8 protein-coding genes are annotated in these 6,716 nt (G+C 69.0%); 5 read left to right on the top strand and 3 right to left on the bottom strand.

The window, feature by feature from the left end:
• Positions 1-34: 34 nt before the first annotated feature.
• Positions 35-1,456 carry an MFS transporter gene (locus ACTWQA_RS37005; protein WP_443163613.1) on the bottom strand — a complete coding sequence of 474 codons (1,422 nt, stop codon included), beginning with the start codon at positions 1,454-1,456 and terminating at the stop codon, positions 35-37.
• Between the two features lie 473 nt (positions 1,457-1,929).
• Between ACTWQA_RS37005 and ACTWQA_RS37000 the strand changes: the two genes are divergently transcribed.
• Genes ACTWQA_RS37000 through ACTWQA_RS36980 form a run of 5 tightly spaced genes read left to right on the top strand, consistent with a single transcriptional unit; the run spans position 1,930 to position 6,006 of the window.
• A complete protein-coding gene (locus ACTWQA_RS37000) occupies positions 1,930-2,211 on the top strand; it encodes a metal-sensitive transcriptional regulator (protein WP_443163612.1) in 282 nt (93 codons plus the stop codon).
• A 26-nt stretch (positions 2,212-2,237) separates the two neighbouring features.
• On the top strand, positions 2,238-2,447 hold the full coding sequence (locus ACTWQA_RS36995; protein ID WP_327585193.1) for a heavy-metal-associated domain-containing protein: 210 nt from the start codon (positions 2,238-2,240) through the stop codon (positions 2,445-2,447).
• Positions 2,444-3,412: a hypothetical protein gene (locus ACTWQA_RS36990; RefSeq protein ID WP_443163611.1), complete on the top strand. Its 969-nt coding sequence runs from the start codon at positions 2,444-2,446 to the stop codon at positions 3,410-3,412. Before ACTWQA_RS36995 ends, ACTWQA_RS36990 begins: the two co-directional genes overlap by 4 nt.
• A gap of 21 nt (positions 3,413-3,433) precedes the next feature.
• On the top strand, positions 3,434-5,659 hold the full coding sequence (locus tag ACTWQA_RS36985) for a heavy metal translocating P-type ATPase (protein WP_443163610.1): 2,226 nt from the start codon (positions 3,434-3,436) through the stop codon (positions 5,657-5,659).
• An 11-nt stretch (positions 5,660-5,670) separates the two neighbouring features.
• Positions 5,671-6,006 (top strand): MarC family protein, encoded by a 336-nt coding sequence (locus ACTWQA_RS36980; RefSeq protein WP_443163609.1) that lies wholly within the window; start codon positions 5,671-5,673, stop codon positions 6,004-6,006.
• Here ACTWQA_RS36980 and ACTWQA_RS36975 read toward each other — a convergent pair.
• Together ACTWQA_RS36975 and ACTWQA_RS36970 are read right to left on the bottom strand one after the other, a co-directional pair.
• Positions 5,960-6,481, bottom strand: a complete 522-nt coding sequence (locus ACTWQA_RS36975; protein WP_443163608.1) for a hypothetical protein — start codon at positions 6,479-6,481, stop codon at positions 5,960-5,962. The genes ACTWQA_RS36980 and ACTWQA_RS36975 overlap by 47 nt on opposite strands.
• Before the next feature lie 5 nt (positions 6,482-6,486).
• The gene (locus ACTWQA_RS36970) at positions 6,487-6,666 is read right to left on the bottom strand and encodes a hypothetical protein (protein ID WP_443163607.1); all 180 of its coding nucleotides are present in this window, start codon (positions 6,664-6,666) and stop codon (positions 6,487-6,489) included.
• Positions 6,667-6,716: the final 50 nt, after the last annotated feature.

The raw sequence follows: 6,716 nt of genomic DNA, 5'->3' as shown, positions 1-6,716 counted from the left end.
CGCCGGAGCCGGGGGCACGCCGTGAGGGGGAGGGTCAGCCGCGCGAGGCCGCGACCTCGTCGGCGGGCACGGACGTGGGGGAGCGCAGAGTCGCTGCGGCGAGCAGCGCACCCACCAGGGCGATGCCGGTGGCTCCGATGAACGCGGCGGAGAAGCCGCTGGTCAGGGCGGGCAGGTTGCCGAGTTGTGCGGCGCCGTTGGCGGCGGCGACCGCGGTCATGGCGGCCAGGCCGAGCGCGGAGCCGACCTGGTAGCTGGTGTTGACGATGCCGGAGGCCAGGCCGCCTTCCTCGGGCCGGGCGGAGGAGATGGCGGTGCCGAGGGAGGGGATGAAGGCCAGCGACATGCCGAGGGCGGCCACCAGGCTGGCGGGCAGGACATCTGCGGCGAAGCTGCCGTCCGGGCTGATCAGTGCGAGCCAGGCCATGCCGGCGGCGAGCAGGGCCAGGCCGGTGACGGTCGTGGCCTTGGGGCCGAACCGGTTGATGGCCCGGGGCGCCAGGACGATCATGCCGATCATGATGAGGACGGTCATCGGCAGCAGGGCGGCGCCGCTGGGGAAGGCGCTGTAGCCGAGGACCTGCTGCAGGTAGAGGTTGAGGAAGAACCACATCGGGATCCATGCGCCCCCGAGCAGCAGTTGGGTGAGGTTGGCGGCGGCGAGGTTCGGAGTGCGGAAGATGGACAGGCGCATGAGCGGCTCGCGGCGGCGGGCTTGGATGGCGATGAAGGCCCCGAGCAGCACCACGGCGCCGGCCAGCGCGAGCCAGGTCTGCGCGGAGCCCCAGCCGATCTCCGGTGCGCGGACGATGGCGTAGACGGCGGCGCCGAGGCCGAGGGTGACGGTCAGTGCGCCCGTGATGTCGACGGAGCCGCGCTGGGGCCGGGCGGCGGGCATCAGCGGGCCGGTGGCCAGCAGCGCGACGAGTGCGATGGGGATGTTGATGTAGAAGACCCAGGGCCAGCTGAGGTACTCGGTGATGACGCCGCCGAGGAACACTCCGGCGGTGCCGCCTGCCGGTGCGGCCGCGCCGTACAGGGCGAGGGCCTTGGTGAGCTCCTTGGGGTCGTGGCCGAACAGCATCATCAGGAGGGTGAGGGCGGATGGGGCGATCAGGGCGGCGCCGACGCCCTGTACGGCGCGGCCGGTGAGCTCCACCCAGACCTCAGGGGCGATGCCGGCCACCAGCGAGCCGGCGAGCAGGATGACCCAGCCCGCCCCGAAGAGGCGGCGGGCGCCCAACAGGTCGGACAGACGGCCGCCGAGCAGGAGCAGCCCGCCGAAGGCGACAACGTAGGCGTTGAACACCCAGGACAGGTTCTCCTGGGAGAAGCCGAGGTCTTCCTGGATGCGGGGGAGGGCCACGCCGATGATCGACGTGTCCATGATGACCATGAACTGGGCGGTGGCGATCAGGGCCAGGGCGGTCCAGCGCCGGGGGGATGGTGCGGACATGGGTGATCTCCTCGAGTGTCCATACCGGGGTAGGGTATTAAGCAGCACTCATATACCTGATAGGGGTATAGGGGCGACGGCTAATCAATACCACGGGGGGGTATATGTCAAGTCCGATCGGCTTCTGGGTGCCGCCACAGGACTGCCAGGCATCAGCGCCGCCGGGATGACCAGCGCGAATCCGGATGACCATCCCGATGTCGCCCGCAGCGCTCGCCGGTGCGTCCGGTGCTCTGACGAGCCTCAGGCTGCGATCTTTCGCCATTGCGCCGAAGAAGGGCTGGGTGAGCGACGACGCGATGGAACGGACCGCGACGATCAGGCTCGCCGGCGGTCCTGGTCCCAACGGGAATCGGGCCTGCAGTGTCGGCAGCAGGGCGCCCAGCGTCGCGGAGGTGCGCCCCTCGGGTTGCCAGGAATACCATAGGGGGGTATGGTGTTGTCACGGGCAACGAACCCGATGGAGGACTGACATGGCCGGATACAGCGATAGCAAGCATGAGCAGGCGATGAGGCTGCGTCGCATCGAGGGGCAGATCCGTGGCCTGCAGCGCATGGTCGACGAGGACAAATACTGCATCGACATCCTGACCCAGGTGTCGGCGGCCACCAGCGCGCTGAGGTCGTTCTCCCTGTCGTTGCTCGAAGAGCACCTTGCCCACTGCGTGGCCGAGGCCACGAAGAAGGGCGGCCCGGAGGCCGACGCAAAGATCAAGGAAGCCTCCGACGCCATCGCCAGACTTGTCCGTTCCTGACCGCATTGATCGAAGGAGAGATCGCCATGAGCACCGCCACCTACACCGTCAAGGGCATGACCTGCGGCCACTGCGTCAGCTCGGTCAAGGAAGAGGTCAGCGAAGTGGCCGGCGTGACCAACGTCGAGGTGGACCTGGCCACCGGCCTGCTGACCGTGGACAGTGACGCCCCCGTCGACCCGGCGAAGATCGTCGCCGCGGTCGAGGAGGCCGGATATGAGGTGGCGAACCCGTGAACACCGCAGTCAAGCTCGGTTCCTACGTCCTGGGGCTCGCCGTCGTCTTCGGCGGCGCCCTGGGCGTGGGCAAGGTGGTGGGGCCGGTCGGGACGCCCCAGGCCGAGGATCACGCCGCGATGACGACCATGGCGACGCCGACGGCGAGCGCGGGACACGGGGAGCACGCCACCGAGCAGGCGAAGAGCGATACCCCCGGGGGGCTCCAAGTGTCCGAGAACGGCTATACCCTCAGCCCATTGACCACCATCAAGGCCGGCGAGCCGACGGACTTCCGTTTCACCGTGACCGGTCCTGACGGCAAGCCAGTCACCGACTACAAGGTTGAGCACGATAAGAAGCTGCATTTGATTGTGGTCTCCCGGGATTTGGGCAGCTTCCAGCACCTGCACCCCGAGATGACACCCGATGGCATCTGGTCGGTGAAACTCACGCTGGACGGCCCAGGCGCCTATCGCGCCTTCGCCGACTTCGTCCCCACGGGCGGGAGCGGCCTGACGCTCGGCACAGACCTGCTGGTCGACGGCGATTACGCACCCAAAGCCCTGCCCGAGGTCAGCCGGACGGCGGAAGTGGACGGCTACACTGTCACCCTCGACGGCGACCTGACACCTGGGCAATCCAGCAAGCTCACCCTCAAGGTCAGCAAGGACGGCAAGCCCGTGACGGACCTGCAGCCCTACCTCGGCGCCTACGGGCATCTGGTGGCCCTGCGCGCCCGGGACCTGGCCTACCTGCACGTTCACCCGGACGGCGAGCCCGGCGACGGCAAGACCCCGGCCGGACCCGAGATCGTCTTCTATGCCGAGGTGCCCAGTGTCGGTGACTACCGGCTCTTCCTGGACTTCCAGCATGACGGCAAGGTCCGCACCGCCGACTTCACGCTCGGCGCGGGCCAGCGGCCGGCGATCCCGACTCCCACGCCCACATCCTCTGGGCACAGCGACGACAGTCACGGCCACTGAGCGAGAGAAAGGAGAACGGTGATGTCCTCCCTCACCGATGACCGGACCAACGCGGTCGAGCTCTCGATCGGCGGCATGACCTGCGCATCCTGCGCCAACCGCATCGAACGCAAGCTCAACAAGATGGACGGCGTGACCGCGACGGTCAACTACGCGACGGAGAAGGCGAAGGTCACCTTCCCCGAGAGCGTCGATGCGCAGCAGCTGATCGCCGAGGTGGAGAAGGCCGGTTACACCGCCGCGCTCCCGGCGCCGCCCAAGGCGGAATCGGCCGAGCAGGAGCCGGAGGACGAGCTCCAGCCTCTGCGTAACCGCCTCATCACCTCCATTGTGCTGGCGGTGCCGGTGATCGCGATGGCGATGATCCCGCCGTTGCAGTTCACGAACTGGCAGTGGTTGTCGCTGGTGCTGGCCGCACCGGTGGTGGTGTACGCGGGCTGGCCGTTCCACAAGGCCGCCTGGACCAACCTGCGGCACGGCGCCGCGACGATGGACACACTGATCTCGATCGGCACCATCGCCGCTCTGGGCTGGTCGTTGTGGGCGCTGTTCTTCGGCACCGCGGGCACCCCCGGAATGACGCACCCGTTCGCGTTCACCATCGAGCGCACCGACGGCTCCGGCAACATCTACCTGGAGGCCGCGGCGGGGGTGACGGCCTTCATCCTGGCCGGGCGCTACTTCGAGGCCCGCTCCAAGCGCCGCGCGGGCGCCGCGCTCCGTGCGCTGCTGGAACTGGGCGCCAAGGAGGTGGAGCTGGCCGACGGGCGGCGCCTCCCGGTCGAGCAGCTCACGGTGGGCGACCGGTTCGTCGTCCGTCCTGGCGAGAAGATCGCCACCGACGGCGTGATCGAGGAAGGCACCTCGGCGGTGGACGCCTCGATGCTCACCGGTGAGTCCGTGCCTGTCGAGGTCAAGCCTGGCGATGGGGTGACCGGTGCGACGGTGAACGCGGGCGGCCGACTGATCGTCCGCGCGACCCGGGTCGGCGCCGACACCCAGCTCGCCCAGATGGCCAAGCTGGTCGAGGAGGCCCAGACCGGAAAGGCGCAGGTGCAACGCCTGGCCGACCGCATCTCCGGCATCTTCGTCCCGATCGTGATCGCGCTGGCTCTCGGCACGCTCGGCTTCTGGCTCGGCACGGGCGACGGCGTGGGCGCGGCGTTCACCGCGGCGGTCGCGGTGCTGATCATCGCCTGCCCGTGCGCGCTCGGCCTGGCCACGCCGACCGCGTTGCTGGTCGGCACCGGCCGGGGTGCCCAGCTGGGCATTCTGATCAAGGGGCCGGAGGTGCTGGAGTCCACCCGCCGCATCGACACCGTGGTGCTGGACAAGACCGGCACGGTCACCGAAGGCAAGATGACCCTGGTTGACGTGCACGTGGCCGACGGCGAGAGCGAGGAGGAGGTGCTGCGCCTGGCCGGCGCGCTGGAGCACGCCTCCGAGCACCCGATCGCCCAGGCCGTTGCCAAGGGCGCCGCCGCCCGCGTCGGCGATCTCCCGTCGCCGGAGGACTTCGCCAACGTCGAAGGGCTCGGTGTGCAGGGCATCGTCGACGGGCACGCGGTCCTGGTAGGCCGGCCCCGGCTGCTGGAGGAGTGGTCACAGCACCTCACCCCCGACCTGGAGCGAAAGCTGCACGCCGCCCAGGCCGCCGGCCGCACGGCGGTCGCGGTGGGCTGGGACGGTCGGGCGCGGGCGGTGCTCGTGGTGGCCGACGTGGTCAAGCCGACCAGCGCCGAGGCCATCGCACAGTTGCGGAAGCTGGGCCTGACCCCGGTCCTGCTGACCGGGGACAACGAGGCCGTGGCCAAGGCGGTGGCGGCCGAGGTGGGCATCGACGAGGTCATCGCCGAGGTGCTGCCCGCCGACAAGGTCGACGTCGTCAAGGAACTGCAGAACGAGGGCAAGGTCGTGGCCATGGTGGGCGACGGCGTCAACGACGCCGCCGCGCTGGCGCAGGCCGATCTGGGGCTGGCGATGGGCACCGGCACCGACGCCGCCATCGAGGCCTCCGACCTGACCCTGGTCAGAGGCGACCTGCGGGTGGCCGCCGACGCCATCCGGCTGTCGCGCAGGACGCTCAGCACGATCAAGGGCAATCTGTTCTGGGCGTTCGCCTACAACGTGGCCGCCCTGCCACTGGCCGCGCTCGGCCTGCTCAACCCCATGATCGCAGGGGCCGCGATGGCGTTCTCCAGCGTCTTCGTGGTCAGCAACAGCCTGCGGCTCCGCCGCTTCAAGTAGAACGACTCGGAATGGGCTCCGTCGCCGATCGGCGACGGAGCCATCCCTTTGGAATCGATCCGCTCGCCGCGATTCCGGTGTTCCTGACGCTGACGCGGCTCCAGAGCCCGTCGGCCCAACGGCGGACGGCCCGCGTATCGGTGCTGGTGGCCGCGGGGATCGCGGCGGTCTTCGCCGTCGCCGGAAACCATCTGCTCGACGCCTTGGGCATCTCGCTCCAAGCCTTGCAGATCGCCGGCGGTGCGCTGCTGGCGCTGATCGCGCTCGACCTCCTCAAAGCGGATTGCGCGCGGAAACGGCTCATCGCTGGGGCGCTGAAGTTCTGGATGCGGTGGGGCGTGTCCTGAGCGCGTACCGTGTGCGGCCGCGCGGCTTGTACACCGCCAGCACGGTGGCCGCTAGCAGCAGCATCAGGGCGAGCACGGTGTGGATGAGGACGGAGGGGTTTCGCAGCAGGCCCAGGTCGGTGTCCGGTGCTGCTGCGAGGCCTGCCAGATAGCCGAGCGTCTCGGTGTACATGAGCAGGACGACGATGGCGCCGACGTTGATCAGGAGCTTGAAGATGACCCAGTAGTGCCGGAACAGGCCCCACGTGGTTCCCAGGGACTGGACGAGGCCGGTGAACAGCGAGGCGACGGCCAGCGGGATGAGGGTGTACCAGGCGGCCGGCTCCATCACCAGGTAGACGGCTCGTACGGTCTGATCGTCCTGACTGGTCAAGCCGATGACAGCCAGGGCCAGGAAGGCGAGGACGGCGCCGAGCCAGCCCACCGACGAGGTGATGTGCGTGGTGAGGACCAGTTTGCGGAGCGGGGGCGCCATGGTCCTCATGAGGTGACGAGTTTTGCGACCGCCGACGTCGCAGCGGAGTGGCGACCGGGCCCGTGCTCACCCGTGAGCAGCAGGACGACGAAGAGCAGGACCAGAACGGCGGCGATGATCCCCGTCACCTTCACCCAGCGTGGCATGCCGACATCGCTGTCGGCGCGGTCGCGTTCATCAGCCATATGGCTGTCCTCCATGGATTGTCGGCCTGCGTAGGCCTATGTTTACAAAA

It is taken from the genome of Nonomuraea sp. 10N515B, assembly GCF_052245915.1.
GTDB lineage: Bacteria > Actinomycetota > Actinomycetes > Streptosporangiales > Streptosporangiaceae > Nonomuraea.
This window is presented reverse-complemented; position numbering and strand designations above follow the sequence as displayed.